The 24,150-nt window shown below is 64.6% G+C and carries 23 protein-coding genes and 3 tRNA genes; 6 read left to right on the forward strand and 20 right to left on the reverse strand.

Annotated elements, in window-relative coordinates; genetic code table 11:
• Nucleotides 1-13: 13 nt before the first annotated feature.
• Nucleotides 14-90 (forward strand) — tRNA-Met (locus RM190_RS14115).
• A 100-nt stretch (nt 91-190) separates the two neighbouring features.
• Here RM190_RS14115 and RM190_RS14120 read toward each other — a convergent pair.
• The 10 genes from RM190_RS14120 to rpmH form a co-directional block, all read right to left on the reverse strand.
• Nucleotides 191-709, reverse strand: a complete 519-nt coding sequence (locus RM190_RS14120) for a SixA phosphatase family protein (RefSeq protein WP_311760096.1) — start codon at nt 707-709, stop codon at nt 191-193.
• An 88-nt stretch (nt 710-797) separates the two neighbouring features.
• Nucleotides 798-1,697 (reverse strand): acetylglutamate kinase, encoded by a 900-nt coding sequence (gene argB, locus RM190_RS14125; RefSeq protein ID WP_311760169.1) that lies wholly within the window; start codon nt 1,695-1,697, stop codon nt 798-800.
• A 92-nt stretch (nt 1,698-1,789) separates the two neighbouring features.
• Nucleotides 1,790-2,440 carry a ribosome biogenesis GTP-binding protein YihA/YsxC gene (gene yihA / locus RM190_RS14130; RefSeq protein ID WP_311760097.1) on the reverse strand — a complete coding sequence of 217 codons (651 nt, stop codon included), beginning with the start codon at nt 2,438-2,440 and terminating at the stop codon, nt 1,790-1,792.
• Entirely contained in the window at nt 2,437-3,201 is a 765-nt protein-coding gene (locus RM190_RS14135) for an MOSC domain-containing protein (RefSeq protein WP_311760098.1), read from the reverse strand. The genes yihA and RM190_RS14135 overlap by 4 nt, the downstream gene beginning before the upstream one ends.
• A complete protein-coding gene (yidC, locus tag RM190_RS14140; RefSeq protein WP_311760099.1) occupies nt 3,198-5,099 on the reverse strand; it encodes a membrane protein insertase YidC in 1,902 nt (633 codons plus the stop codon). Before yidC ends, RM190_RS14135 begins: the two co-directional genes overlap by 4 nt.
• A 184-nt stretch (nt 5,100-5,283) precedes the next feature.
• Entirely contained in the window at nt 5,284-6,150 is an 867-nt protein-coding gene (locus tag RM190_RS14145; protein ID WP_311760100.1) for an EAL domain-containing protein, read from the reverse strand.
• Nucleotides 6,151-6,208: 58 nt separating this feature from the next.
• Nucleotides 6,209-7,108, reverse strand: coding sequence for a tRNA 2-thiocytidine(32) synthetase TtcA (gene ttcA, locus RM190_RS14150; RefSeq protein WP_311760101.1), 900 nt, complete (start codon nt 7,106-7,108; stop codon nt 6,209-6,211).
• Between the two features lie 59 nt (nt 7,109-7,167).
• Nucleotides 7,168-7,404, reverse strand: coding sequence for a membrane protein insertion efficiency factor YidD (gene yidD / locus RM190_RS14155; RefSeq protein WP_311760102.1), 237 nt, complete (start codon nt 7,402-7,404; stop codon nt 7,168-7,170).
• Nucleotides 7,401-7,856, reverse strand: a complete 456-nt coding sequence (rnpA, locus tag RM190_RS14160) for a ribonuclease P protein component (protein ID WP_311760103.1) — start codon at nt 7,854-7,856, stop codon at nt 7,401-7,403. The genes yidD and rnpA overlap by 4 nt, the downstream gene beginning before the upstream one ends.
• Nucleotides 7,857-7,885: 29 nt before the next feature.
• The gene (gene rpmH / locus RM190_RS14165) at nt 7,886-8,023 is read right to left on the reverse strand and encodes a 50S ribosomal protein L34 (protein WP_017998233.1); all 138 of its coding nucleotides are present in this window, start codon (nt 8,021-8,023) and stop codon (nt 7,886-7,888) included.
• A gap of 242 nt (nt 8,024-8,265) precedes the next feature.
• On the opposite strand from rpmH, the gene RM190_RS14170 reads away from it, so the two are divergent.
• Together RM190_RS14170 and RM190_RS14175 are read left to right on the forward strand one after the other, a co-directional pair.
• Nucleotides 8,266-9,696, forward strand: coding sequence for a sensor histidine kinase (locus RM190_RS14170; RefSeq protein WP_311760104.1), 1,431 nt, complete (start codon nt 8,266-8,268; stop codon nt 9,694-9,696).
• Nucleotides 9,697-9,789: 93 nt separating this feature from the next.
• Nucleotides 9,790-9,866 (forward strand) — tRNA-Arg (locus RM190_RS14175).
• 207 nt (nt 9,867-10,073) lie between these two features.
• On the opposite strand, the gene ptsP is transcribed toward RM190_RS14175, so the two are convergent.
• The 7 genes from ptsP to pdxH all read right to left on the reverse strand — a co-directional run bounded on the left by ptsP (nt 10,074) and on the right by pdxH (nt 17,245).
• Nucleotides 10,074-12,317: a phosphoenolpyruvate--protein phosphotransferase gene (gene ptsP, locus RM190_RS14180; RefSeq protein ID WP_311760105.1), complete on the reverse strand. Its 2,244-nt coding sequence runs from the start codon at nt 12,315-12,317 to the stop codon at nt 10,074-10,076.
• A gap of 29 nt (nt 12,318-12,346) precedes the next feature.
• A complete protein-coding gene (locus RM190_RS14185) occupies nt 12,347-13,603 on the reverse strand; it encodes an aspartate kinase (protein ID WP_311760106.1) in 1,257 nt (418 codons plus the stop codon).
• A 255-nt stretch (nt 13,604-13,858) separates the two neighbouring features.
• Nucleotides 13,859-15,013, reverse strand: a complete 1,155-nt coding sequence (locus tag RM190_RS14190) for a Hint domain-containing protein (RefSeq protein ID WP_311760107.1) — start codon at nt 15,011-15,013, stop codon at nt 13,859-13,861.
• A 204-nt stretch (nt 15,014-15,217) separates the two neighbouring features.
• Nucleotides 15,218-15,294: transfer RNA gene (locus RM190_RS14195), tRNA-Pro, on the reverse strand.
• A 57-nt stretch (nt 15,295-15,351) separates the two neighbouring features.
• Nucleotides 15,352-15,849, reverse strand: coding sequence for a DUF192 domain-containing protein (locus RM190_RS14200; protein ID WP_311760108.1), 498 nt, complete (start codon nt 15,847-15,849; stop codon nt 15,352-15,354).
• The gene (locus RM190_RS14205) at nt 15,846-16,439 is read right to left on the reverse strand and encodes a cold-shock protein (RefSeq protein ID WP_311760109.1); all 594 of its coding nucleotides are present in this window, start codon (nt 16,437-16,439) and stop codon (nt 15,846-15,848) included. The genes RM190_RS14200 and RM190_RS14205 overlap by 4 nt, the downstream gene beginning before the upstream one ends.
• Before the next feature lie 143 nt (nt 16,440-16,582).
• Complete coding sequence (pdxH, locus tag RM190_RS14210) at nt 16,583-17,245, reverse strand: pyridoxamine 5'-phosphate oxidase (RefSeq protein WP_311760110.1); 663 nt, start codon at nt 17,243-17,245, stop codon at nt 16,583-16,585.
• Nucleotides 17,246-17,327: 82 nt separating this feature from the next.
• Between pdxH and fabI the strand changes: the two genes are divergently transcribed.
• From fabI to gpt, 3 genes are read left to right on the forward strand one after another with little or no spacing between them, the layout of a single operon-like run.
• On the forward strand, nt 17,328-18,155 hold the full coding sequence (gene fabI / locus RM190_RS14215) for an enoyl-ACP reductase FabI (RefSeq protein WP_311760111.1): 828 nt from the start codon (nt 17,328-17,330) through the stop codon (nt 18,153-18,155).
• 9 nt (nt 18,156-18,164) lie between these two features.
• The gene (locus tag RM190_RS14220) at nt 18,165-18,767 is read left to right on the forward strand and encodes a LysE family translocator (protein ID WP_311760112.1); all 603 of its coding nucleotides are present in this window, start codon (nt 18,165-18,167) and stop codon (nt 18,765-18,767) included.
• Between the two features lie 13 nt (nt 18,768-18,780).
• Nucleotides 18,781-19,281, forward strand: a complete 501-nt coding sequence (gene gpt, locus RM190_RS14225) for a xanthine phosphoribosyltransferase (RefSeq protein ID WP_311760113.1) — start codon at nt 18,781-18,783, stop codon at nt 19,279-19,281.
• A gap of 76 nt (nt 19,282-19,357) precedes the next feature.
• On the opposite strand, the gene RM190_RS14230 is transcribed toward gpt, so the two are convergent.
• The 3 genes from RM190_RS14230 to RM190_RS14240 all read right to left on the reverse strand — a co-directional run bounded on the left by RM190_RS14230 (nt 19,358) and on the right by RM190_RS14240 (nt 24,111).
• Entirely contained in the window at nt 19,358-20,569 is a 1,212-nt protein-coding gene (locus RM190_RS14230) for an MFS transporter (protein ID WP_311760114.1), read from the reverse strand.
• A gap of 96 nt (nt 20,570-20,665) precedes the next feature.
• On the reverse strand, nt 20,666-22,168 hold the full coding sequence (gene trpE, locus RM190_RS14235) for an anthranilate synthase component I (protein WP_311760115.1): 1,503 nt from the start codon (nt 22,166-22,168) through the stop codon (nt 20,666-20,668).
• Nucleotides 22,168-24,111, reverse strand: coding sequence for a SurA N-terminal domain-containing protein (locus RM190_RS14240; protein ID WP_311760116.1), 1,944 nt, complete (start codon nt 24,109-24,111; stop codon nt 22,168-22,170). The genes trpE and RM190_RS14240 overlap by 1 nt, the downstream gene beginning before the upstream one ends.
• Nucleotides 24,112-24,150 lie beyond the last annotated feature (39 nt).

The raw sequence follows: 24,150 nt of genomic DNA on the forward strand, positions 1-24,150 counted from the left end.
GCGCGCACTCCGTGGCGGAGTAGCTCAGCTGGTTAGAGCAGAGGAATCATAATCCTTGTGTCGGGGGTTCAAATCCCTCCTCCGCTACCATTTCCCCCTTCAGGGAAAGCGCGAAACAGGCCGGTCCTTCGGGACCGGCCTGTTCGCTTTTCTGCTGCAATGTTGGGGAAGACGGGGTGCCCGCTGCGGTCTAGTCCCTGCCGTCCAGCCGCACGAAGTCAAGGACGCTGCCCTGTCCCGGCTGGACCTTCGACCAGTGGTCGACCTGAAAATCGACCACCAGCGTCGCCGAAGTCGGATAACGGCGGAAGTCGGGATCAAGCGGCGCACGTGCCGGAAGCTGGGCCGCGAACTGAGCGATTCCGGGATTATGACCCAGCATCATCACCGTCGACGCCTGGGCCGAGCGCAGGATCGACAGCATCTCTTCCGGAGAGGCGTGATAAAGCCCGTGTTCGAAGCGCAGATTGGGCCGCACCTCAAGCGGCGCCACGGCCACCCGTTCCCACGTCTCGCGCGTCCGCGTCGAGGTCGAACACAAGACTTCCTCGGGCTCATAGCCGCGGCTTGCCAGCCAGTCCCCCAGGGCGCGCGCCGACCGCCGGCCCCGATCATTCAATGGCCGGTCATGGTCATCCTGCGCCGGATCGTCCCAAGACGACTTGGCATGACGGGTCAGGATCAACCGGCAGTATCCAAGCGGAGTCATGCATATGCCTTTGCGGCCAGAGATTGTGTGAGGCGAGCCTGCCACAGCTTTCGGCGGCCGGGCAAGCGCTCGTTTGGGAATACGGAAATTACAGTCCGCTGCCGCCCTGGCGCAACCCGCGCGGCTTCACCCGCGGCTCGGTCGAGCGGATCAGCGAACCCGCTCCATGCTCGGTGAAAAGCTCCAGCAGCGAGGCATTGGGCACGCGACCGTCCAGGATAACCACGGCGCGCACGCCCTCTTCGACCGCCTTCAGCGCCGTCTCGGTCTTGGGGATCATGCCGCCCGCGATGGTGCCGTCGGCGATCATCGCGCGGACCTGATCGGGATGCATCTGGGTCAGAACCTCGCCAGACGCGTCCTTGACGCCCGATACGTCGGTCAACAGCAGCAGCCGGTCGGCCTTCAGGGCACCGGCGATCGCGCCCGCAGCGGTGTCGCCGTTGACGTTGAAGGTCTCGTTATCCTCCATCCCGGTCGCCACGGGGGCGATGACGGGGATCAGCCCGGCATTGTAGAGGTCGCGGATGATCTGGACGTTCATTTCGACCGGCCGACCGACGAAGCCCAGTTCGGGATCGTCCGCCTCGCAGACCATCAGATCGTCGTCCTTGCCCGAGATGCCGACTGCGCGGCCCCCGGCGTCGTTGATCGCCTGCACGATGCGCTTGTTCACAAGTCCCGACAGCACCATCTCGACCACCTCGACAGTCTCGCGGGTGGTGACGCGCTTGCCGCGGACGAAGCGGCTTTCGATGCCCAGCTTGCCCAGAAGCTCGTTGATCATCGGGCCGCCGCCATGGACCACGACCGGATGGATGCCAACCTGACGCATCAGGACGATGTCGCGGGCAAATTCGGCCATGGCCTCGTCATCGCCCATGGCATTGCCACCGAATTTCACCACGACGACCGCGCCGGAATAGCGCTGCATATAGGGCAGCGCCTCCGAAAGGGTGCGTGCGGTGGCGATCCAGTCACGGTTCATGTTCTGCTTTCTCATCAGGAGCCCCTGTTCTCGGTCCCGGACCCTAGGACCACATCCCCCCAAGGTCCAGACCCGAGCCTGGCGCTCACGTCTTAGTCAAGCCCGGCGATGATCGCGCGCAGCGTGGCGATCCCCTGCCCCTTGTCCGAACTGGTCACGATCAGCTCGGGATAGGCGGCGGGATGTTTCTGCAGCGCTTCCTCGACCTGGGCGATGGTCGCGTCCATCGCCTGGGCACCAATCTTGTCGGCCTTGGTCAACACGACCTGGAACGGCACGGCCGCGCGGTCCAGAAGCTTCATGATCTCGTGATCGACATCCTTGACGCCGTGGCGCGAGTCGATCAGCGCAAAGGCGCGGCGCAGGGTCGGACGGCCCGACAGATATTTCTTCAGAAGTGCCTGCCATTTGGCGACGACCGCGACGGGGGCCTTGGCGAAGCCATAGCCCGGAAGGTCGACCAGATAGGATTTCTCGCCCAGGGTGAAATAGTTCACCTCTTGCGTGCGGCCCGGAGTATTCGAGGCGCGGGCAAGCCCGTTCCTGCCGGTCAGCGCATTGATGAGGCTGGATTTGCCCACGTTCGAACGGCCCGCAAAGCAGACCTCGGGGCGATCGGCGGGCGGCAGCCCGTCCATCGCGACGACGCCCTTGAGGAAGTCGACCGGCCCGGCAAACAGCTTGCGCGCGGCCTCGGCCACTTCGGGATCGGGTTCGGGGGCGACGGGAAAGGAAACCTTCATGCGCGGATCTCGTCGTTGAGGGCGATCTGGCCGCCCGTGACCACCTCGGCATAGGCGCCGAAATTCTGATGACCGAACTGCCCGGCAAGCGCCGCGGGCATGTCGCAATCAGGATGGCCGGTTTCGGTATTGGCGCTGGTCGCGGCGCAGCGGCCGATGGCTTCGGTCACGCGCAACTCGACATCGCCGATGGTCAGGATACGGCCGATCATGTCCTGCTCGGCAAAGGGCTCCCACCCGTCGACCCACAGGTTCGCCCGCCAGCGTTCCACCCCCAGCGGCTGGCCCATCCGCGATTCCAGATCGCGCAGGCTGGACAGCGACAGGATCGACAGCCAGGGCTGGTTCACGTCGGTCCAACCGGTCGGGCCGCGCACCAGCCGCGTGGGCGCGGGCTTGTCCTCCGGCCAAAGCGGACGCAACCATTCGATCAGCCGCGCGCCTTCGGTTTCGGGATCGAAGCTAAGCTGGGTCCGGTCGGGATGGGTCAGGCGGATCGGTCCTTCGGGCGCGCCCTGCCCCCAGCCCCCCGAAACGGCTTGCAGCGTGGCCGAGGCCACGCCGCGCAGGAAGCAGGATTTGGGCAGCCAGCGTTCGGGCTGCGGGCCTTCGCCCGCGTGCCTTTCCCCGGATTCGGTCAGCACCGCCCAGACCCGGTCGCCCGGCAGCCGCCGCGCCGCGGAAAGCGACGCCCCGGTCAGGTCCTCGCCCCCAATCGACTTGATCGGATAGCGACGGATCCGGGCGATGTGGCCTGTCATTTGCCGCCTTTCGGCTTGTCACCGGCCTTCTTGGACCGCGACGGCAGACTGGACCTGATATTGCCGAACAGGTCGGGCCGGTGGCCGTGCATCGACATGATCGTGTACTGCTGCACGATCGTGATCGTGTTGTTGGTGATCCAGTACAGCACCAGACCCGAGGCGAAGCCGCCCAGCATGAACATGAAGATCCAGGGCATCCAGGCGAAGATCATCTTCTGCGCCGGGTCGGCGGGGGCCGGGTTCAGCTTCTGCTGCATCCACATCGAGATCCCCAGAAGGATCGCAAGGATCGGCAGGGTGAAGCTGTGCAGGAAGCTGCCGGCACCGGGCGTGGCCCAGGGCATCAGCCCGAACAGGTTCCACAGGCTGGTCGGATCGGGCGCGGACAGGTCATGGATCCAGCCGATCCAGGACGAGTGGCGCAGTTCGATCGTGACGAAGATCACCTTGTAGAGCGAGAAGAAGATCGGGATCTGCAGCAGCACCGGAAGGCAGCCCGCGGCGGGGTTCACCTTCTCGCGCTTGTAAAGCTCCATGACCTCTTTCTGGTACTTCATCCGGTCGTCGCCGGTACGCTCTTTGATCGCCTCCATCTGGGGCTGCAGTTCCTTCATCTTCGCCATCGAGATGTAGGATTTGCGCGCCAGCGGGAAGACCAGCAGCTTCAGGATGAAGGTCAGGCCGATGATCGACCAGCCCATGTTGCCGATGAAGCCGTGCAGCCAGTGCAGCAGGCGGAAGATCGGCTTGGTCAGGAAATAGAACCAGCCCCAGTCGATCGAGTCGACGAAACGGTCGATGCCGGGATTTTCCTGGTAGCCCTTGATGGTTTCCCAGACCTTCGCCCCAGCGAACAGGTAGCTCGACGAGGTGCCGGTCGCGCCGGGGGCGACGGTCTGCACCGCCATCCGCGTCTCGGCCTGGTAGATGTCGACGCCGGGGGCGTATTTCACGACGGCGGTAAAGGGCGTGCCGGGCGCGGGCGCCAGCGTCGTCATCCAGTACTTGTCGGTAAAGCCGATCCAGCCGTTCTCGGCGACGTCGATCCGCTGCGACGGGCCTTCGCCCTCGGCAGGATCAAGCTTCGCCATGTCCTTGTATTTCTTTTCCAGCAGCTTGCCGTCGGTCATGCCGACCGCGCCTTCGTGCAGAACATAATAGTTCTGGGTGTCCGGGCGGCCATGACGGGCCAGAATGCCATAGGGCGCGGCCGCAAAGGGGGCGTTGCCGGTATTCTCCAGCGACTGGGTGACGGTGAACAGGAACTTGTCGTCCAGCGCATAGGTGCGGCGGAAGATCTGGCCCGCGCCGTTGTCCCAGCGCAGGGTGACCGGCTTGCTCGGCGACAGGGTGTCGCCCGATTCGATCTGCCAGACAGTGGCCGGGCCCGGCACCAGCGCGGGATCGGTCCCGGCGGCGGGCATCCAGCCATAGACGGCGTAATAGGGTTTCTGCTGGACCGGAGCCACGGCCCCGCCCGGCGCGAGCGGTGTGCCCTCGGGCTGGGCCTTGGCGCCCGTGGTCGGCGAAAGCAGCCGGACATAGGGCGAGTTCGGGTCCAGCGTCTCGTGATAGCCGGTCAGCTCCAGGTCGTCGATGCGACCGCCAGCCAGCGAGATCGTCCCTTTCAGCGAGGGCGATTCGATCGGCAGGCGCGCAGCCTGGGCCGAGGGATCCGTCGAGGCGCCATTCGCGCCGGCAAGCGCCGGGCTGCCCGCGACCTGCCCGGCAGCGCCGGGTGCCGCTGCGCCGGGGGCCTGACCCTCGGCAACCTGGGTTTGCGCGGTTTCAGGCGCCGGTGGTGGCGGTTCGGGGGCGAAGAAGACCGACCAGACGAGAATGACGAGGGCCGAAAGCACCATCGCCAGGATGAGATTGCGGTTGTTGTCTTCCATTCCGGTTCAGCCCTTCGTCGTCCACGACCCCAACGGGTTCGGGCCGCTTCAACAGAAGCGACCGCCAAAGGTCAAGGGAATTTGGCCGAATCCCCGCTTTCCACCACGTCCCGCGCGATTATGTCTTGTGCAGGGCGCTGACCAAGGGGGCGGGTTCACGGGATCGGGACGCGACGTTCCTGCTTCAGCCGATACGCAACAGGTGCGCGGGCAAGGGCGCGCGCTCACGCTGCCCCAGCAGGATGTCGTCAATCGCGGGCGCCGCCATCACCGGCAGGACGCCCATCCCCTGCACCGCCCCGAACCCGATCTGGGTCAGAAACGAGCGTTCCTCAACCGAGACGACGCCGTCGGCCAGACTGTCCAGCCCCAGATGTTCGGCCAGCGCCAGCAAGGCCAGGATCATGCGCTGCTGCGCGCCATCGCGGTCACATCCGGCCACGAACAAGCGCCCGATGCGAACCCGGTGGATGGGCAGGCTGCGCAGGACCGAGGGACTGGCACTGCCCGTCCCGAACTCTCCTATCGCGATGCGGCAACCCGCACGGGCCAGGATACGCACCCCTTCCAGCACATGGCCCCGTGCAGCCTGGTCATCCCCGGTTTCGGCAAACTCGACCTCGATCCGCGCGGGCTCGACACATTTGCGGTCCAGTTCCCAGACGAGTTCCTGCACCAGAAAGGCATCGGCAAGCGCGCGGTCGGGCAGCGCCAGGGTCAACACGTCAGGCCCGACACCCAACCGGTCCCACCGGCGCAGCGCGACGAGCGCCAGCCTGAGCCCGGCCATGATGCAATCGCTAAGCGCTTCGTCTGTCAGGATCGGCGCGACCTCTGCCAGCCCATGCACACGCCCGTCCGGCTGCCGGAACTGCGGCAGAAGCCGCAACCCGCTCACGCGGCCGGTATCGCAGCAAAGCTGCGGCTGAAACTGCAGATCGATCTGGTCGGACCCGAACCGGGGCGGGTTCGCGGGATCACTCGTCCCCTTGCGCCGTCCAGGACGGAAAAGCGCCCCAAGCTGCGCCAGTGCCCTTGCCGCGTAACCCATGCCGCCCCCGAATCGTCGATCACGGGAAAAGCCTAGGCCGGGCGAACTTCCCGTTCGGTTAACGTTCCCGCAGAACGGGAATATCCGTCGGGGATTTATCCTTAAAATCCGACATACCCGGGATCAGCGAGGTGAAGTCGAACAGCTTCGGATCCGGCAGGTGCGAAGGGCGCACATTCATAAGCGCGCGGAACATGACCTGCCGCCGGCCGGGGCTGCGGCTTTCCCATTCGTCCAGCAACTTCTTGACCTGCATCCGCTGCAGGCCCTCCTGGCTGCCGCACAGGTCGCAGGGAATGACGGGATAGTTCATCGCGCGCGAGAATCGCTCGCAATCCGCCTCGGCGATGAAGGCCAGCGGACGCAGAACGTTCAGGTCACCTTCTTCGTTCAGCAGCTTCGGCGGCATCGTCGCCAGCCTGCCGCCGTGGAACAGGTTCATGAAGAAGGTTTCCAGGATGTCGTCGCGGTGATGGCCCAGGACGATCGCCTGGCAGCCTTCTTCACGCGCGATCCGATACAGGTTCCCGCGGCGCAGGCGGGAACACAGCGCGCAATAGGTCCGCCCCTCGGGCACCTTTTCCTTCACGATGGAATAGGTGTCCTGGTACTCGATCCGGTGGGCAACCTCGCGATCGGTCAGGAATTCGGGCAGCACCGTCGCCGGAAAGCCAGGCTGGCCCTGATCAAGATTGCAGGCCAGCAACTCGACGGGCAGCAGGCCGCGCCATTTCAGCTCATGCAGGACCGCCAGCAGCGTATAGCTGTCCTTGCCGCCCGACAGGCAGACCAGCCAGCGGTCGCCGGGACGCACCATGTCATAGGTTTCGATCGCGGCGCGGGTTTCGCGCACAAGACGCTTCCTCAGCTTGCGAAACTCGGTCGAGGAAGGCGCGCCCCGGAACAGCGGGTGGATGTCTTCCAGAGTATCATCCTGGGCGTCGAGTTCGTCCCGCATCGGTCAGATCCTGATCTTGGCGCTGTCGCGCCGGTTCATATCACGAGTGACGCCCGGCGTCAGTCCTGCGCTTCGCTGCCCGGCACCGGGTCATAGCCCTGCCCGCCCCATGGGTGGCAGCGTCCGATCCGGCGCAATGTCAGCCAGCTGCCCCTGATCGCGCCGTGCCGTTCCAGCGCCTCAAGCGCATAGGCCGAGCAGGTCGGCTGAAAACGGCAGCCATGACCGACCCACGGACTGGCCACCAGCCGATAGGCGCGGACCGGCAGGGCAACGATGCGGGCCAAGGGGGTCATTTCCGGTCCCGACCCTGCGAGTGGACGCGGCTCAGGGCCTCTTCCAGCTCACGCAGAAGGTCGGCGAAATCGCGCTCGATCGTGGCGCCCGGACGCCCCACCAGCACATAATCCCAGCCCGGACGCGCGCGCCCCGGCAGGATTTCATGTGCCAAGGCCCGCAGCCTGCGCTTGGCCCGGTTGCGGAACACCGCATTGCCGATCTTCTTCGAGCAGGTGAAGCCGATGCGAACCACGTCCTGCGGTTCGCCCTCCCCGCGCTGGCGGGCCTGCAACAGAAAGCCCGGCGCGCCCTGACGGCGGGCCGAGGCGGCGCGCAGGAAATCCGCCCGCTTGCGCAGGATCTCCGGCTTCGGGGGTTTCACATCCCCGGAAATGCCGGAAGCCGCCCTGTCCGGTTGCCCCGTCGGGGCGTTCCGGTCAGCGGCGGCGTCTTCGGCTGCTCGCTCCATCCGTTCGCTCACGCCTTACGGCGCGAAGCTTACGCGCTGAGCGACTTGCGGCCCTTGGCGCGGCGCGCGTTCAGGACGCGGCGGCCGCCCTTGGTCGCCATGCGCGCGCGGAAGCCGTGACGGCGGGCGCGAACCAGGTTCGACGGCTGGTAGGTGCGTTTCGACATCTTGTAACTCCGGGTCAGGGCGTGTCAGGGTATGGGCAATCGGCCCACGCAAGACGCGCCGGTCTATTCGAGGCCCGGTGCATAGTCGGAGCCCGAGCCCGAGTCAACCACAATGCCGACAATTCGTCGCAGGGTGCTGTCGCCGGGAACCAGCACCCGGTCACGCATGTTTGAACACAGGCGATGCAACCTTGTGCTGCGTCGCGAACGCCGCGGACGAGGGTGGAATATAAAAGGTTAACATGTCCCTGAATACCCTTTCCGGGCGATTCGCACTTCTGACGGGGATCTTCGTAGTTCTGGCTGAACTGCTGATCCTTTTGCCGGCACTTGCGAACTATCGCCTGGATTTTCTGGAATCGCGCCTTGAGCGGGCGCAGATCGCCAGTCTTGCGCTTCTGGCGACGGATGAGTCGCTTGCCTCGGACCTGGAATCCGAGCTGCTTGAGAATGCGGGCGTGTTCAACGTGGTGCTGCGGCGCAACGACGTGCGCCAACTCGTGCTGTCCTCGCCCATCCCCGGTCCCATCGCCGCCACCTATGACCTGCGCGAACAACCCTTCTGGACCTCAGCGCGGGACGCGATGGCGCAGCTTGCCGATCGCCAGAAGCGGGTGATCCGGGTGATCGGAGCGCCGGTGAACCAGGCCGGACAACTGATCGAAATCACGATGGATACGCAGCTTCTGCGCCGCGAGATGATCGATTACGGGTTGCGCCTGCTGCTGATCTCGGCCGCGTTCTCGATCCTGACGGCCTTGCTGCTGAACGTCGCGGCGCAGCGGATGCTGCTGGTCCCGATCCGGCGCGTCATCAACCACATGACCGCCTATGCCAACGCGCCCGAGGATGCGCGCTCGATCATCACGCCAACCGCGCGGTTGGCCGAGTTGAACGAGGCCGAGACCGCTCTGGCCGCCATGCAGCGAACCGTGACCTCGGCCCTGAAGCAGAAAGAGCGGCTGGCCCAGCTTGGCCAGGCCGTCGCAAGGATCAGCCACGACCTGCGCAATATCCTGACCACCTCGCAGATCTTCGCGGACCGGCTTGAGACAAGCGCAGACCCGGCCGTGCGGCGCGCCGCCCCGAAGCTTGTGAACTCGATCAGCCGCGCGGTGAACCTGTGCGAAACGACGCTGGCCTTCGGCAAGGCCGAGGAACCGGCGCCATCCTTGTCCCGGTTCAACCTAGCCAACCTTGTCGCCGAGGTGACCGAGGCCGAGGCGCTCGCCGCCGACCGAATCGACGGCGCCGAGCCGATCGAGTTCCTGACCGACGTGCCGGCCGGACTGGTGATCCGCGCCGACCGCGACCAGTTGTTCCGCGTCCTGTCGAACCTTGTGCGCAACGCCCGGCAGGCGATCGAAGCGACGCGCCGCCCCGGCACCATCGAGATCGGCGCGGGCGAGGACGAAGCGGAATGGTTCATCCGAGTCGGCGATACCGGCCCCGGTCTGCCGCAGAAGGCACGCGATCACCTGTTCCAGCCTTTTTCGGGCGGATCCCGCAAGGGCGGCACGGGGCTTGGCCTTGCCATCGCCGCCGACCTCGTCAGGAATCACGGCGGCCGTCTGGAACTGCTGCGCAGTGACGAAGATGGCAGCCAGTTCTGCCTGAAGCTGCCGCGCGAGCTGGCGGGGGTGTCGATCATACCCGGAGAATTGGTCGAATGAGCTTGTGGAAAAGTTTTTCACACCAAATTTCCAGAAACTGCATTTTCGCCCTTGCACCCCCCCGCCACTGTCTCTAGATAACCGCCTCACAGCGGACCCGTAGCTCAGCTGGATAGAGCACCAGACTACGAATCTGGGGGTCGGGCGTTCGAATCGCTCCGGGTCCGCCATTAGACTAAACCGGCAAAAACGCCGAGCCTTGCACAGCATGGCTCGGCGTTTTGCTGTTTGGCTTCAAGCAGTTCCGGCAGATCGACAAACCGTCCAGGGGCGTCCGCGCCTCGGGGTGGATTTGACTGGGGGTCACCAGAAATGCGCACAGAACCCTTCAGCGGGGCCTGGAAGGGCCACTGAGGCCTTTGCCGTTGGGGGGCAGCCTATTGCCGGGCCAGCCAGTCAGTGACGCAGTGGCGCAGGTTCGTCTCGCCCTGTTCGCGCGCATCGTCGATCACCTGCCTCAATTCGCCCAGATCCACGCGGCGGATCAGGTGCTTTACGGGACCGATCGAGGCCGGGCGCATCGACAACCTGCGGAATCCCAGCGCGGCAAAGGTCACTGCCTCGATCGGGCGGCCGGCATCCTCTCCACAGAACGACACCGGGACACGCGCATCGTTGCAGCGCTGGAGAATCTGCTCGAGCAGGCTGATGAAGGTGATGTTGAGCGAATCATAGCGGCGGCGGACACGCTCATTCTCGCGATCGGCCGCAAAGAAGAACTGCTTCAGGTCGTTGCCACCGACCGAGATGAAATCGCACATCTCGAAGAATTTCTTCGGCGCGAAGGCCAGAGACGGGGTTTCCAGCATCGCGCCGACGCGAACATCGGTTGGCATGGGATGTCCAAGCCGTTGTTCGCGGGCGATCTGCTCCATCAGCAGGCGATGGGCTTCCTCGAACTCGCCCATTTCGGTGATGAATGGGAACATGACATGCAGCGGCCGCCCCGCAGAGGCGCGTATGAGGGCCTGCAGCTGCATCCGCAGCACGCCCCGCTTGTCCAGCCCGACGCGGATCGCACGCCAGCCCATGGCCGGATTCGGCTCATCCTGCGGCTTCATATAGGGCAGGACCTTGTCCGAGCCGATGTCCAGCGTCCTGAACATCACCGGCTTGCCCTGCGCGTTGTCCAAGACCTTGGTGTAAAGCGAGGCAAGCTCTCCCCGGCGCGGAACGCGGGTCCGGGCCAGGAACTGAAGCTCGGTGCGGAACAGCCCCACCCCCTCGGCACCCGAACTTTCCAGGCTGGGCAGGTCGGCCATCAGGCCCGCATTCATGTAAAGCTGGATCGTCGTCCCGCAGCGCGCGGTCGCGGGCAGATCGCGCAGGCCGGCATAGCGCTGCTGCGCCTCGGCCTGCATCGCCATCTTGTCGCGGAAGGCATTGGCGACGGTTTCCTCGGGGCGCAGGTGAACGACGCCCATGTCGCCATCCACCAGGATCTGATCACCGTTCAGCGCCTCGGTCGTGATGCGTTCGGCATGGATGACAAGCGGAATCGACAGCGCGCGGGCGACGATGGCGGCATGGCTGCCAACCGATCCCTCCTCAAGCACGACGCCGCGCAGCTTGCGGCCATAATCCAGAAGCTCGGCAGGTCCGATATTGCGCGCAACGAGAATCGGGTTCTCGGGCATCTCGGCGCCGGTGTCCTTGCCCTGCCCCGTCAGGATGCGCAGCAGGCGGTTGGAGAGGTCGTCCAGATCATGCAGGCGGTCGCGCAGATAGGGATCGGCAGCGCTTTCCAATCGCGCACGAGCCTGGCTCTGCTCTTTCTCGACCGCCGCTTCGGCCGACAGGCCAAGATCGATGGCCTCCTCCATCCGGCGCAACCAGCTGCGCGAATTGGCAAACATGCGATAGGTTTCAAGAACCTCGGCGCTGTCGCCCGATCCCATCTGATTTCCGGCCAGCAACGAATCCACGGTGGTCCGCAGCATGGCGACGCCTTCGCCCAACCGCGCCCTTTCCTTTTGCGGATCCTCTCCGACCGGATTGGTCACGACCACGCGCGGCTCATGCAGCCAGACGCGCCCTTCGGCCGCACCCTCTTGTCCGGTGGTACCGCGGAACAGGACCGGAAAACGGTGACGCAGGGGCATGCTGTCGGACTGGCTGCCCAGAAAGGCGCCAAGCTCGGCCATCTCGGCCAGAACCATCGCGACGACTTCCAGGCCATAGACCTCGTCTTCGCTGAACAGGCGGGCGTCACGGGACTGCACGACCAGCACGCCGACCTTTTCGCCCACGCGCTGGATCGGAACGCCAAGGAAGCTGGAATAGACCTCTTCGCCGGTCTCGGGCATATAGCGGAAACCGGGTTCCGAAGGCGCGTCGGCGGTGTTCAGCGGGCGGCCATAGCGGGCAACGCGGCCGACCAGCCCCTCGCCCAGGCGCAGGCGGGTCTGGTGAACGGATGCCGCCTTCAGACCCTCGGTCGAGCAAAGCTCAAGCGTTTCGGAATCGCGGAACAGATAGATCGAGCAGACCTGCGTCCCCATCGAATCCGCGATGTGATGGGTGATCCTGTCAAGGCGGTCCTGGCCATCGCCCGGAGCCGCCAAAATCTCGCGCAACCGCAGCAGCAGCTTGCGCGAGTCGCTGTCCTTGCGTTCGGGCACGGATCCTCCGATCACGGCCCGAAGCTCACTCAGGCCTGTTCCAGTTCGAAGGCATCATGCAGCGCCTGAACCGCGAGTTCCATATATTTGCGGTCGATCAACACCGAAATCTTGATCTCGCTGGTGGAGATCACCTTGATGTTGATGTTCTCGTCGGCAAGCGCCTTGAACATGCGTGCGGCGACCCCGGCATGGCTGCGCATCCCGATGCCCACGACCGAAACCTTGGCGACCTCGGTATCGACGACCAGGTCGTCATAGGCGATGTGGCCGGCGGCCTTGGCATCCTCCATCGCCTTACGGGCGCGGGCGACCTGGTTCACCGGGCAGGAGAAGGTCATGTCGGTCACCGCGCCGGGGTGATCCTCGTAATCCTTTTCCGAGATGTTCTGGACGATCATGTCCACGTTCACACCCAGTTCTGCCAGCGGTGCGAAGATCGCGGCAGAAATGCCCGGCTTGTCCTCGACCGTGACCAGGGTGATTTTGGCCTCCTCTCGGGAAGAGGCGACGCCGCTGACGACTTTCGATTCCATGATTTCATCCTCATCGCAGATCAGAGTGCCGCTGGTTTCGTCCGTATCCTCAAAGGACGACAGCACCCGCAGGCGGACCTTGTAGCGCATCGCCAGCTCGACCGAGCGGGTCTGAAGGACCTTGGCGCCCAGGCTGGCCAGTTCCAGCATTTCCTCGAAAGCGATCCTCTCAAGCTTGCGCGCCTTCGAAGCGATGCGCGGATCGGTGGTATAGACCCCGTCCACGTCGGTATAGATATCGCAACGCTCGGCGCCGAAGGCGGCCGCAAAGGCAACGGCGGTCGTATCCGAACCGCCCCGGCCCAGCGTGGTGATGCGTCCCTCGGGCGAGATGCCCTGGAAGCCCGCGACCACGGCAACCTTCATGCCCTCGGCGAATTTCGTGTCGATGTTCTTGCGCGGAATGTCCACGAAGCGCGCCGAAGAATGCTGCGACGTCGTGTTGATCGGCACCTGCCAGCCCTGCCAGGAGCGTGCGGGCACGTCCATTTCCTGCAAGGTCAGTGACATGAGCCCCGCCGTCACGTTCTCGCCCGAGGCGACAACGGCGTCGTATTCGCGCGCATCGAACAGCGGAGAGGTCGCCTCGACCCAGCCGACAAGCTCATTCGTCTTGCCGGACATGGCACTGACGATGACGATGACGTCATAGCCGCGTTCAACCTCGCGCTTGACCTTCATCGCGGCGTTCTTGATGCGGTTCAGGTCGGCCACCGAAGTGCCGCCGAATTTCATTACCAGAAGCGGCATTCCATGCCCCCAGCAGCCACAGGATTTCAGGGGCGCGTTCTAGGGGGCGCGCCGGGAAAGGGCAAGGGCGGAAAGGACTTGTCCGCGGATTTGGCCAAGCTTTACCGCGGCGCGAAGAATGGCGCCCGCTGGCGGACAGGGCCGCACCGCTAGGCAGCCATCCGTCGCGCCGGGGATGCAGCGCCCAGACACGACCGGGCACCGCATGTCACCGATCCCCTGCCCCATGCGGCGGACAGGGGCTGGCGGCCGCGATCAAACCGCCACGGCCTTCCTTTCATAAAGGCTCTCGCCACTTGTGTCGTGCTGGCGCAGGGCCTTCTTGTTTTCGTGCCGCTTCAAAACACGTCGCGCAGGCGTGGGCACAAAGCCGGGCATCGCGATTTCAGGGAAGATCAACGCAAGCTCGCGGCACTGCTCTGCCCCCAGCGCCTTCAGCGCCATGGGACCGGCCAGCATGGTTTCCGTCAGCGCCCCATTCGCCCAGACAAGCTCGTGCTGGTCCAGGATGAAGTGGAAATACTCGACCTCGGCAGCCGCTTCCGCCGCGATGCCGCGATGCCCGATCAGCATCTTGGCGGAAACCAGCACTTCGTCTTCGCCGAACAACCCTTCGATGACCGAGGAGGCAAGCGCGATTCGATGCTGCGGCGACACCAGCAGATCCTGCTGAGGATAGCCTTTGCCCAAGGCACCCGCAGGGATGCGGATCGGGCGAAGGTCGGGGCGCAGATCCAGGGATGCCCCGTCGATCTTGCGTGAGGCGATCCAGCGGATCGGCTGGGGCCCGTGATCCAGCGTCTCGACAAGGTCACCAACCTGCAGATCCTCGACCTTGCGCGGTCCCGTGGGCGTCGCGATCAGTGTCCCGCGGGTAAAGCAGACGATGGTGGCGTCCATGATAAGCTGGTTGTCGTCACCGGTCGTATCGTCGACCACCGGCCGGATCTCGCCCTCGGTAAAGGGCTGGCCGTCGGTCGCGAAATACATGTTCCCGCCCGTGGTGCCCAACGGCGTGCCCGGATTATCCGGATCATAGGGGTAGGTGTAGACGTTCAAGCTTTGGTTGATCTTGGCCATGTGCGCGCCGCTCTGGCCATCACGCGTCATGGGCGAGTTGTTGTTCGGATCGACAACCTGATATTCCGGCGTCCCATCGCCATCCACGTCGATATACATGGCCGTCGGCTGGGTACCGCTGGGCACCCAGTATTCAGGGTTGCCGTCTCCGGTAACGTCCGAGTATTCCAGATCTTCGTCCGGAATCTCCAGGATGAATTCTGCATTCGATGTATCCGTGATCCCCTGGCTGGCCAGAAAATCGTTGATGGGAAGGGAGGAGACCTCCAACCCACCGCCGACGTTGTTGCCCGTCGCAATCGTGTCGGTATCGAATGTTAAGGTTGCCATCGCACACTCCTCTCGATTCACTCCTGCGTGAGATGCTAGTGAGCGCCTGACCAGCCGTAAACGAAAACATGCCAGCCATCGCGGCAGTCCGCCGATCGTGATTGGGTGGAATATGCTGAAACCGTTTGCAGGTGCCCAGTCCGAATGCCATCCGTGAGCGCCTGTGACGGCACGGTCGGCTAGTGTGGCAATCAGGGTGAAATCTGGTCGGGGCGAGAGGATTCGAACCTCCGGCCTACGGTACCCAAAACCGTCGCGCTACCAGGCTGCGCTACGCCCCGGACCACGGGTTGTCTAACCGCTCGTCTTGGCGGGGGGAAGGGGAAAACGAACCGGATTCAGTTGCAGTGGGCGATTGCGTCGGCAGTTGGGACGCGGGGATGGGCCAATACAATGCCGGGCCGCAGTCCCAGACGTGCGGCCTCTCCTCCGGCGACCTCAAGGACCATCAGTCGGTCCGGTGCGGGGTCACCGATTGCAGCGCCCGAGATCGAGGTCTCGTCCATCGGGCGGGCCATGGGGTGGACATGACGCACTTCGCCCCTCTGGTCGATGAAGATCATGTCCAAAGGAATCAGGGTATTGCGCATCCAGAAGTTGACGGGCTGGGGATGCTCATAGACGAACAGCATCCCATGCCCCTGTGGCAGGCTCTTGCGGAACATCAGTCCCTGCGCCCGCTCGTCGGGGTCGTCAGCGATTTCGACCGAAACCTGGACCGGGGAATCACCCCCCAGAAAAACGGCCTTGTCTTCGGCACAGTCAAGCGAGGCGGCGAAACCTGCACTCGTGGATGTCGTGAAGATCAGAACAACAGCTGCGGCCTGCCATTTCATACCGCGCCCGCAACCAGCCGCAGTTTAGCGAGCGCGGCCGCCCCCCCCGGTTGTGTACCACGCGCCTCTGTCACTGCTCTTTCCCAGGAGAGGATCTGCGCGGCCATCAACCCACGGCGGCCATCAACGACACGAATGGCGATCGCTTCACCAACGGCCAGGTCGGAAAAGCCCGAATGACGCAGCACCTCGACATGCAGGAAGACATCGGCCTTCTGCTCGAAGATATTTGCGAATCCGAACCCTTTGGCCTTGTCGAACCACTTGACGCGGGCCGGCAGCAGGGGAAGGCGCGCGACCTCTTCGGGCGTGGCCGAGCAAAGATCGGCTATGGCGGGCATCGGTTCGCTTGCGGGGGCGTCGATCGCGAGGATCTCGACAGCCTGAATGCCGCGCGGGGTCTTCTGCACCATGGCGCGGACATGCGCGCCTTCCGCCACCGAGCTCTGGCCAAAATTGCGCAGGACGTTGGCATGAAGCAGAATATCGGCGCCGCCATCGGGATCGGTCAAAAATCCGAAGCCCTTGCTGCCGTCGAACCATTTCACGACCCCGGCGACTTCCCGCTGCTGATCGTCGTTATCAGTCATTTCGCTTACTTATCCCCAAGTGACAAGCCGGCCAATGGCTAAACCGTTCCGCCTTCATGCCTTGACAACGCAGGGATGAACTGGACGGACCGGCTCAGTAATCAGTCAGGTTTTCCATACCATGGATAAAACGATCTTCCGCATCAAGGGCTAAGACGCCGGACGCTCCACAAAGTTTCCCCTGCTGACGCAGATCCGCCGACCATGTTGCTGCCTTCCTTGGCAGAATTGCGCCTGCGCCACTGAAAGCGGTCGTGAAGGCGGAACGCGCCGTCGGCCCAGAACTCGATCTGGACAGGCCGAATCCTGTAGCCGCCCCAATGATCCGGACGCCGCGGGCGCAACCCAAGATTGATCCCCTGCTTTGCGACCTCGGCCATCAGCGCGGCCCGGCTTTCCAGCGGACGGCTTTGATGCGAGGCCCAGGCACCGATCCGCGACTGCAAGGCGCGCGAGGCATAATAGGCATCAGCAACCTCGGATTCGACGCGCGAGACATGGCCCCGCACCCGGATCTGCCGGCGCAGCGACTTCCAGTGCATGACGAAGGCGGCAACGCCCGTCTCGTCGATCTGAAGGCCCTTGGCACTTTCGAAATTGGTGTAGAAGACGAAGGCGCCATCGGCACCCTGCCCCTCGATATCCTTCAGCAGCACCATGCGGACATCGGGCAGGCCGTCTCCGTCCACGGTGGCCAAAGCGATGGCGTTGGGGTCGTTCGGTTCGGTTCGCACAGCCTCCTCGAGCCATGCTCGCGCGATGTCGAAGGGGTCGTCCCCCGCGAAGATTCCGGTCCTGTCCGTCATGGCCTTGCGATTGCCGACACTTGATGCCCCCTTGCAGTTGTCCTAATCCTGCCAAAATCGAAGAAGCGCGAGGGGCAGCATCATGTCAAGTGAAGCCGGTATGGGGCTGATGAAAGGCCGTCGCGGCCTCATCATGGGTCTCGCCAATGACAAGTCCATTGCCTGGGGCATTGCCAAGGCGTTGGCGGACCACGGCGCCGAGCTGGCGTTTTCGTATCAGGGCGAGGCGCTGAAGCGCCGAGTCGAGCCGTTGGCTGCTCAGGTCGGATCGGACCTTCTGGCCGAATGCGACGTCTCGGACGAGGCCTCGATCGATGGCCTGTTCTCGACGATCGCCGAGCGTTGGGACAGTATCGACTTCATCGTCCACGCCATTGGTTTTTCCGACAAGGATCAACTGCGCGGGCGCTATGCCGATACCACACGCGACAATTTCCTGATGACCATGGACATCTCGGTCTATTCCTTCACCGCCGTGGCGCGCCGCGCTGCCGCGATGATGACGAATGGCGGCAGCATGGTCACCCTGACCTATTACGGCGCAGAGCGCGTCATGCCGCACTATAACGTCATGGGAGTCGCCAAGGCCGCGCTGGAGGCCAGCGTCCGCTACCTGGCCGAGGATCTGGGCAAGGACGGGATCCGCGTGAACGGCATCTCGGCCGGTCCGATCAAGACGCTCGCGGCCTCGGGCATCGGCGATTTCCGCTATATCCTGAAATGGAACGAGCTGAATTCGCCGCTGCGTCGCAACGTGACCCAGGATGAGGTCGGCAAGTCCGCCCTGTATCTGCTGTCGGATCTGGGCTCGGGCGTGACGGGCGAGACCCATCACGTCGACGCCGGCTATCATGTCGTCGGCATGAAGGCCGTCGACGCACCCGATATCGCCACGACGAAAAAAGACTGATCCGGCATCATGAGCGTCGAGCAGGTCATCGCGCTTGTATCCGCGCTTACGCTGGCGATCCTGTCGCCCGGCCCGGCCATGATCGCGACGGTTCAGACCGCCTTCGCGCATGGCCGTGGCCGTGCCCTGCCCTATGCGCTGGGGTTGGCCGCCGGCGCCTCGCTGTGGTGCATCTTCGCGCTGGCGGGCTTGGCGGTGGTGTTCCGACTGCATCCCCAGCTTTTCGTCACCATGAAGATCTTCGGCGGCTGCTATCTGCTGTGGTTCGCCTGGGGCCTGTGGCGGGCATCGACCCAGCCGCTGCCAGATGCCGCATCGGGGACGAAGCGGGGCTTTCGCAGCGGGATCGCGCTGAACCTGTCGAACCCCAAGCCAGCACTGTTTTACGCCGCCCTGATCCTGAGCGTGTTTCCCGAGCCGCTGGCGCCGCAGCGTCAGGCATTGATCTATGCGATCTGTCTTGCGACCGAGCTGTTCTGGTATGCGTCGGTTGCCGTTCTGATGTCGACAGCGGCCATGCGCAGGCGCTATTTTGGCGCGAAATTCTGGATCGACCGGGCCGCGGCCGTCGCCATGACGTTGCTGGGCCTGATGTTGATCGTGAAGCACTGAAAGGATCGAGTAAATGAACGACCGCCTGCCTCATGAACGCGGGTTTCATATCAGCTGGGACCAGATGCACCGCGATGCGCGCGCGCTGGCATGGCGGCTGGATGGCCGGGAATGGCGCGCCATTCTGGCGATTACCCGCGGCGGGCTGGTCCCCGCGATGATCGTCGCGCGGGAACTGGACGTGCGGACCATCGACACGATCTCGGTCAAATCCTACAAAGGCGTGGGGACCGAGGCTGGACAGGGCGAAATCCAGGTCTTGAAGGCCCCGGACCACGATCTGATGGGCGATGGCGACGGCATCCTGGTCATCGACGACCTGGTCGATTCCGGCCGCACGCTGGAGCATGTGCGCAAGCTATATCCCAAGGCGCATTTCGCCACCGTCTATGCCAAGCCCAAGGGTCGGCCGATGGTCCAGACCTATGTGACCGAGGTCAGCCAGGACACCTGGATCTTCTTCCCCTGGGACATGGCGCTGCAATACGTCCAGCCCTATCGCGGCGAAGATTGATCCACCCCGGCACTGCCGGAACGCGCCAAAACCCCGGCCCGGCCGGGGTTTTTCATTTGGCGAGCCCGCCGCTTCTTCAAGTGCGGAAAAATCTATGCCGGCCGATGGCGATGCAGGTCATGGCGGCAAGGGTCGACCCCGCCCCGACCAGAAAGGGCATCGCCGAACCCGCGCTTTGCCACAGCCATCCCGCAGCGGTATTCCCGATCAGGACAGCCACGCCCGTCACCAGGTTGAAGGTGCCGAATGCACTGCCCTTCAGCGCATCGGGCGTTGCGCCCGCGATCATCGCGCCCAGAAGTCCCTGCGAAAATCCCATGTGCAGGCCCCAAAGCACCGTGCCCAGCAGAAAGATCCAGACAGTTCCCGCAAAGGCCAGCACCAGATGCGCGCCCAGCAGGAAGCCCAGGCTGACCAGCAGCAGCCCCCCAGACCCGATCCTGTCGGACATGACGCCGACCGGCCAGGCCGTCAGGCCATAGACCGCGTGCATCACCACCATCGACAGCGGCACCCAAGCCGGAGAGAAGCCCGCCTCAAGTGATTTCAGCAGCACGAATGCCTCGCTGAAGCGCGCCAGCATGATGACCAAGGCAAGCGCGATCACCGCCCAGACAGCCCGGTTCAGCCGGAACGCATCGGCAAGACGGAAGTCGGGCCGCTTCACGTCGCGCTCGCCCTCGGGTTCCCGGACGCCAAGGATCAGAACCACCACCGCCAGCACTGCGGGAATCGTGGCGATCCAGAAGACGCGGGCGATATCCCCCGCCAGCAGGAGCATCGCGCCGACCGCGATCAGCGGCCCGACAAATCCGCCGACCGTGTCCAACGACTTGCGAAGACCAAAGCTTGCGCCGCGGATCTCGGGCGGGGTCACCGCCGCGACGATGGCGTCGCGCGGCGTGCCCCGGATGCCCTTGCCGACGCGGTCCATCGCCTTGGCCAGCACGATCTGGTCAAGCGTCACCGCCATCGGAAAGATCAGCCGCGACAGCGCGCCAAGGCCGTATCCCAGCACGGCCAGCGGCTTGGCGCGGCGGCTCCAGTCCGACAGAACACCCGACAGGAACTTGGTGACGGTCGCGATGGCGACGGACAGACCCTCGATGAAGCCGATCGCCAGCGCCGAAACGCCCAGCCCGCCCGCCAGATACAGCGGCAGCAGGTTGTTGATCATCTCGGACGAGACATCCATCAGCAAGCTGACGAAGCCCAGCATCCAGACCGTGGCCGGGATCGCGGGGCGCGGGCGACTGGGCGCCACGGGCCCCTGCGAAGCATTCTGCATCTCCGGGCCCCTTTGACTGGGTTACGCGCAAGCAGGGCATGTCGGGCGGGACGGCCAGGGGCGCGCTCCGCCCCCACGCCTTCCCACCGCCGGTCGTTAGCCGTTGCCGCGCACGAACCGCGCCGCTTCCTCCGCCGCCCGCTTCAGCGCACGGCTCTTGTTCTCGGTCTCGACGAATTCGGCCTCGGGGTCGCTGTCATAGACGACGCCGCCGCCCGCCTGGATATACAGGGTGTGATCCTTGATGACGCCGGTGCGCAGCGCGATGCACATGTCCATCTCGCCATTCGCGGCGAAATAGCCCACGCCACCCGCATAGACGCCGCGCTTTTCCGGCTCCAGCTCGTCGATGATCTCCATCGCCCGGACTTTCGGCGCGCCCGACACGGTGCCCGCGGGCATCCCCGCCAGCAGCGCGGAAAGCGCGTCCTCACCCTCGCGAAGCTCGCCCACCACGTTCGATACGATGTGCATGACGTGGCTGTAGCGTTCGACGATGAACTTCTCCGTCGGGGTGACGGTACCCATCTTGGCGACGCGTCCGACATCGTTGCGGCCCAGGTCCAGCAGCATCAGATGCTCGGCCAGTTCCTTTTCGTCGGCCAGAAGATCGGCTTCCAGCGCGTTATCTTCGTCCACCGTCGCGCCGCGCGGACGCGTGCCCGCGATCGGGCGCACGGTGACTTCACCGCCGCGCAGGCGGACGAGGATCTCGGGGCTGGCGCCGACGATCTGGAAGCCGCCGAAGTTCAGGAAGAACATGAATGGCGACGGGTTCGTGCGCCGGAGGCTGCGGTAAAGCGCAAAGGGCGGCAGCGGGAAATCCATCGCCCAGCGTTGCGAGGGCACAACCTGGAAGATGTCGCCCGCGCGGATATAGTCCTTGGCCTTCTCGACTGCGGCCAGATAGGCCTCTTTCGAGAAGTTCGAGCGCAGTTCCCCAACCTTCAAATCGTGGCCAAGGGCGCGCGGTTCGCTGGGCTGGCGGTCAAGCGAACGCAGAGCCTCCATCAGACGCTCGGCCGCCTGGGCATAGGCGGCCCGAGCCGGCAGCCCGTCCTGGTGCCAGGCGGGGGCACACAGCAGCACCTCGCCCTTGACGCCATCCAGGACCGCCACGACCGAGGGGCGCATCATCACCGCGTCGGGCAGGCCCAGCGTATCGGTATTCACGTTCGGCAGGCGCTCGACCAGCCGGATCATGTCGTAGCCCAGATAGCCGAACAGCCCCGCCGCACCCGCAGGCACGCCATCGGGCATGTCGATACGGGATTCAGCGATCAGGGCGCGCAGGCTTTCCAGCGCCGGGCGTTCATCGGTGGTGAACTCCTCGGAATAGCGGGCATTGCGGTTGATCCGCGCCTTGCCGTCGCGGCAGTCCCAGACCACGTCAGGCTTCATGCCGACGAAGGAATAGCGACCGCGAACCTCGCCCCCGGTCACGCTTTCCAGCATGAAGCTGTTCGTTTGCGCCTCGGCCAGTTTCAGCATCAGGCTGACGGGGGTGTCCAGGTCAGCCGCAAGGCGGATGGTCAGAAGCTGGTTCCGGCCTTCGGCCCAGCCGCGTTCGAAATCGGGAAACTCGGGTGCAATATCCATCACTGCATCTGCGCATTCACCGCATCGACTGCGGTCTGGTTCACGGCGACGCCGCTTTGCGTCTGAACGGCACGGGTGAAGTATTCGAACACGTCCTGACGCATCGAATCGCTCAGCCGGTTCTGGATGCCATCGCGCATCTGCGCGGCCTCGGTCCCGTCGGTTTCGGCGGCATGAACCTGGTCAAGCGTCACAAGGAAGACCCGGTTTTCGGCATCGACAACCTCGGTCGTGCCGGGGTCGGTGATCTTGAAGGCGCGGGTGATAACATCCTGCGGCACGCCGTTGATGAAACCGCCACGGGTCAGGCCGGTCTGGGCATGGCCCTTGTCCGGCGCGGCGGGGGCGGTCACGGGTTCGGCGGGCGCGGGCGTCTGGGCCACAGCACCCACCGCCTGCGCGACGGGTGCGGTCGCCGCCGGGGCGGGATCGGGCACCGGGCCAGCGGCGGCTTCGGTCGCGACCTTGCGCTCTTCGGCCAGGGCCAGAAGCTGACGGCGGGTTTCGTTCTGCATCCAGTCGTCCAAGACGCGGGTGCGCACTTCGGCAAAGGGAATCAGCTTCGGCGGCACGATCTCGTCAAGGCGCAGCGCAAAGATGCCCCCATCCTCGAACGAGACGATCTCGGGAAAGTCCGCTTGCCCGATCTCGGCGGCCTTCTGGCGGAACTCGGGATAGGCGGCGATGCTGTTCGGGGTCGAATCCTCGGCCCCCGTCCAGTCGATCTTGCCGATCTGCATTCCGGCTTCCTTGGCCAGATCCTCAAGCGTGGCGCCGCCCGCAAGCTGGTCCGAGACGCTGGTGGTCTGTTCCTCGATCTGGCGGCGGGCACGATCCAGCGCGGCTTCGACCCGCAGGTCGGCCTTGGCCTGATCGAAAGTGACGTTCACCGGTTCAAGGATCGCGTTCATTGCGAAAAGCGCGGGACCAAGTTCGCTGTCCGCCGGTCCGGCGACGCCGGGCTGTTCCAGCGCAAAGACGGCATCGCCCGCGGCACCAAGCTGCGCCTTGCTGACTTCGCCCAGGTCGATATCGGTCAGGCTCAGGCCGCGTTCGCCCGCAAGCTGTTCGAAAGTGATCTCGCCCTTGTCGAGACGGGCCTTGGCGGCAGCGGCGGCGTCGGCGGTCGGAAAGACCAGACGCTCGACCATGCGGCGCTCGGGCTGCTGGAAGTCCGAGATGCGCTGCTGGTACAGATCCTTCAGGGCCTGCTCGTCCACCTCGACCTTGCTTTCCAGCATTTCGGGGGTCAGCCAGACATAGGTGATCTTGCGCGTCTCGGGCGCGGTGAAGCGGGCCTCGTTCGCCTTGTGCCAGGCTTCCAGCGTGGCGTCGTCCGGCGCCGCGATGGGTGCGTGCAGATCGGCGGCGGTCAGTTCGATCCAGTGGATGTCGCGCGTCTCGCGCAGCCAGCCAAGGGTGCGATCGGTCACGGCCGCCGGGGCGGTGACGCCAGCCAGGGCAGCACGATTCAGGATCAGACGGGCTTCGTCCATGCGCAGGTCATGTTCGAACTCGGGCTCGCGGATGCCTTCGCGGCTCAGCGTATCGGCATAGCGCGCGCGGTCGAACTTGCCGTCCAGCCCCTTGAACGCGGCGGCATCGCGGATCTGGGCCAGGACGGCCTGATCGCCGACGGAAACGCCCAGCCGGTTCGCCTCGTCCTCAAGCGCAGCACCGATCAGCAGGCGCGACAGCGCGGCCTGGTCGATCCCGATGGTCCGGGCCTCTGCCGGGGTCAATTGCCGGCCGGTACGGGCCGAGAAGTCCTGCATCTCGTTGTGAAGCGCGCGCGCGTAGTCGCGCGACGACACTTCGACATCGCCGACCGATCCGATATCGCTCGTCCCGGTCGAGAAATTGGTCACGCCGAAGCCGCCAAGCCCCAGGACCAGCATCCCCATCAGCAACCAGACGATGGTCGATTTGCCCTTGCCGCGCATGTGATTGTCCTGCCCGTGTTTTCGTCCTGTCGGCAGTCT

The sequence above is a fragment of the Paracoccus broussonetiae genome, assembly GCF_031854425.1.
In the GTDB taxonomy this organism is placed as follows: domain Bacteria; phylum Pseudomonadota; class Alphaproteobacteria; order Rhodobacterales; family Rhodobacteraceae; genus Paracoccus; species Paracoccus broussonetiae.

Coding starts and splice junctions, on each gene's coding strand:
- RM190_RS14120 (WP_311760096.1), bottom strand. CDS start 709: ATGACTCCGCTTGGATACTGCCGGTTGATCCTGACCCGTCATGCCAAG.
- argB (WP_311760169.1), bottom strand. CDS start 1,697: ATGAACCGTGACTGGATCGCCACCGCACGCACCCTTTCGGAGGCGCTG.
- yihA (WP_311760097.1), bottom strand. CDS start 2,440: ATGAAGGTTTCCTTTCCCGTCGCCCCCGAACCCGATCCCGAAGTGGCC.
- RM190_RS14135 (WP_311760098.1), bottom strand. CDS start 3,201: ATGACAGGCCACATCGCCCGGATCCGTCGCTATCCGATCAAGTCGATT.
- yidC (WP_311760099.1), bottom strand. CDS start 5,099: ATGGAAGACAACAACCGCAATCTCATCCTGGCGATGGTGCTTTCGGCC.
- RM190_RS14145 (WP_311760100.1), bottom strand. CDS start 6,150: ATGGGTTACGCGGCAAGGGCACTGGCGCAGCTTGGGGCGCTTTTCCGT.
- ttcA (WP_311760101.1), bottom strand. CDS start 7,108: ATGCGGGACGAACTCGACGCCCAGGATGATACTCTGGAAGACATCCAC.
- yidD (WP_311760102.1), bottom strand. CDS start 7,404: ATGACCCCCTTGGCCCGCATCGTTGCCCTGCCGGTCCGCGCCTATCGG.
- rnpA (WP_311760103.1), bottom strand. CDS start 7,856: ATGGAGCGAGCAGCCGAAGACGCCGCCGCTGACCGGAACGCCCCGACG.
- rpmH (WP_017998233.1), bottom strand. CDS start 8,023: ATGTCGAAACGCACCTACCAGCCGTCGAACCTGGTTCGCGCCCGCCGT.
- RM190_RS14170 (WP_311760104.1), top strand. CDS start 8,266: ATGTCCCTGAATACCCTTTCCGGGCGATTCGCACTTCTGACGGGGATC.
- RM190_RS14185 (WP_311760106.1), bottom strand. CDS start 13,603: ATGCCGCTTCTGGTAATGAAATTCGGCGGCACTTCGGTGGCCGACCTG.
- RM190_RS14190 (WP_311760107.1), bottom strand. CDS start 15,013: ATGGCAACCTTAACATTCGATACCGACACGATTGCGACGGGCAACAAC.
- RM190_RS14200 (WP_311760108.1), bottom strand. CDS start 15,849: ATGAAATGGCAGGCCGCAGCTGTTGTTCTGATCTTCACGACATCCACG.
- RM190_RS14205 (WP_311760109.1), bottom strand. CDS start 16,439: ATGACTGATAACGACGATCAGCAGCGGGAAGTCGCCGGGGTCGTGAAA.
- pdxH (WP_311760110.1), bottom strand. CDS start 17,245: ATGACGGACAGGACCGGAATCTTCGCGGGGGACGACCCCTTCGACATC.
- fabI (WP_311760111.1), top strand. CDS start 17,328: ATGTCAAGTGAAGCCGGTATGGGGCTGATGAAAGGCCGTCGCGGCCTC.
- RM190_RS14220 (WP_311760112.1), top strand. CDS start 18,165: ATGAGCGTCGAGCAGGTCATCGCGCTTGTATCCGCGCTTACGCTGGCG.
- gpt (WP_311760113.1), top strand. CDS start 18,781: ATGAACGACCGCCTGCCTCATGAACGCGGGTTTCATATCAGCTGGGAC.
- RM190_RS14230 (WP_311760114.1), bottom strand. CDS start 20,569: ATGCAGAATGCTTCGCAGGGGCCCGTGGCGCCCAGTCGCCCGCGCCCC.
- trpE (WP_311760115.1), bottom strand. CDS start 22,168: ATGGATATTGCACCCGAGTTTCCCGATTTCGAACGCGGCTGGGCCGAA.
- RM190_RS14240 (WP_311760116.1), bottom strand. CDS start 24,111: ATGCGCGGCAAGGGCAAATCGACCATCGTCTGGTTGCTGATGGGGATG.